Origin of the sequence: Meiothermus granaticius NBRC 107808 (assembly GCF_003574355.1) — a bacterium.
Taxonomy (GTDB): domain Bacteria; phylum Deinococcota; class Deinococci; order Deinococcales; family Thermaceae; genus Meiothermus; species Meiothermus granaticius.
Window position 1 is genome coordinate 1 of the sequence record NZ_QWLB01000087.1, and the last position, 2,019, is coordinate 2,019.

The 2,019-nt window shown below is 51.7% G+C and carries 1 rRNA gene; it reads right to left on the reverse strand.

Annotated elements, in window-relative coordinates:
• A 23S ribosomal RNA gene (locus Mgrana_RS16555) occupies positions 1–1,837 on the reverse strand; the annotation flags it as partial.
• Between the last annotated feature and the right edge of the window lie 182 nt (positions 1,838–2,019).

The window sequence follows — 2,019 nt, forward strand, 5'->3', positions numbered from 1 at the left end:
ACCTTAGGACCGTTATAGTTACGGCCGCCGTTTACCTGGGCTTCAATTCAAGGCTCTCACCTCTCCTTTTAACCTTCAGGCACCGGGCAGGCGTCAGACCCTATACGTCGTCTTGCGACTTCGCAGAGCCCTGTGTTTTTAATAAACAGTCGCCACCCCCTGGTTTGTGCCCCCAGCCCCTAGTTGCCTAGGAACCGGGCCTCCTTCTCGCGAACTTACGGAGGTATTTTGCCGAGTTCCTTCAACATCGTTCTCTCAAGCGCCTTGGTATGCTCTACCAGTCCACCTGTGTCGGTTTAGGGTACGGTCTGATGGAGGGCTATTTCCAGGAACCACTCAGCAGCCCAATCAATCCGATAAGATTGAACTACACCTGTGATCCGTCACATCCTCCTGGCCTAGGAATATTAACCTAGTTCCCATCGCCTACGCCTTTCGGCCTCGGCTTAGGGGCCGGCTTACCCTGCTCAGATTAGCTTTAAGCAGGAACCCTTGGACTTTCGGCGAGAGTGTCTCTCACACTCTTTGTCGCTACTCATGTCATCATTCTCACTAGTGATCTCTCCACCGGATCCCTCACAGGCCGGCTTCATCGAAAAGACTCGATCCTCCAAGGTGCCCCGAAAGACACTAAAGAGGATAAGTCTTATGTCACACTACGCTCTGCTACCATGCCTTACGGCATCCTAAGCTTCGGCTCATGGCTTGAGCCCCGTTACATCTTCGCCGCAGGACAACTTGTTTAGACCAGTGAGCTGTTACGCTATCTTTAAAGGATGGCTGCTTCTAAGCCAACCTCCTGGTTGTTTTGGTCGTCCCACCTGCTTTCCCACTTAGCCATGAATTGGGGGCCTTAGCTGTAGGTCAGGGTTGTTTCCCTCTCCACTACGGACGTTAGCATCCGCAGTGTGTCTGCCATCTAGTACTCCCGGGTATTCGGAGTTTGGTTAGGATCAGTAAGCCTGTGGGGCCCCATTACCCATCCAGTGCTCTACCCCCCGGGGTATTCGGATGACGCTCTACCTAAATAGATTTCGCAGAGAACCAGCTATCTCCGAGTTTGATTGGCCTTTCACCCCTAGGCACAGCTCATCCCGATCCTTTTCAACGGATGTGGGTTCGGTCCTCCAGTGCGTGTTACCGCACCTTCAACCTGGCCATGCCTAGATCACTCGGTTTCGGGTCTGATCCCACGAACTCATACGCCCTATTAAGACTCGCTTTCGCTACGCCTACACCTAACGGCTTAAGCTTGCTCGTGAGACCAAGTCGATGACCCATTATACAAAAGGTACGCCGTCAGCTCGCTAGGAGCCTCCGACTGATTGTAGGCGTTCGGTTTCAGGTACTGTTTCACTCCCCTCGTCGGGGTGCTTTTCACCTTTCCCTCACGGTACTGGTTCGCTATCGGTCAGCAAGGAGTACTTAGCCTTCGAAGGTGGTCCTCCGATCTTCAGACAGAATTTCACGTGTTCCGCCCTACTTAATACGTCCGTCAAAGCTTCGAATACGGGGCTGTCACCCGCTATGGCCATGCTTCCCAACATGTTCTTCTCACTTATCCGGCTCGGCTGGTCCCCGTTCGCTCGCCGCTACTAGGGGAGTATCAATTGATTTCCTTTCCTCCGGGTACTTAGATGTTTCAGTTCCCCTGGTTCGCCTCTTGCACCTATGGATTCAGTACAAGATACCTAGGTTATCCTAGGTGGGTTCCCCCATTCAGAGATCTCCGGATCAAAGTCTGTTTGCCGACTCCCCGAAGCTTTTCGCAGGCTACCACGTCTTTCATCGCCTCTGACTGCCAAGGCATCCACCGTATGCGCTTCTTCACTTGACCATATAACCCCAAGCAATCTGGTTATACTGTGAAGACGACATTCGCCGAAAATTCGCGCTTGAACTCGCAAATTTTACCTTGACTTGAATGATCACCAGTGAAAGAGATCATTCAGTCTTACTTCTATCACATACCCGAATTTTTAAAGAACAGTTCTGGTGCAAAGACCAGAAATCAATGTT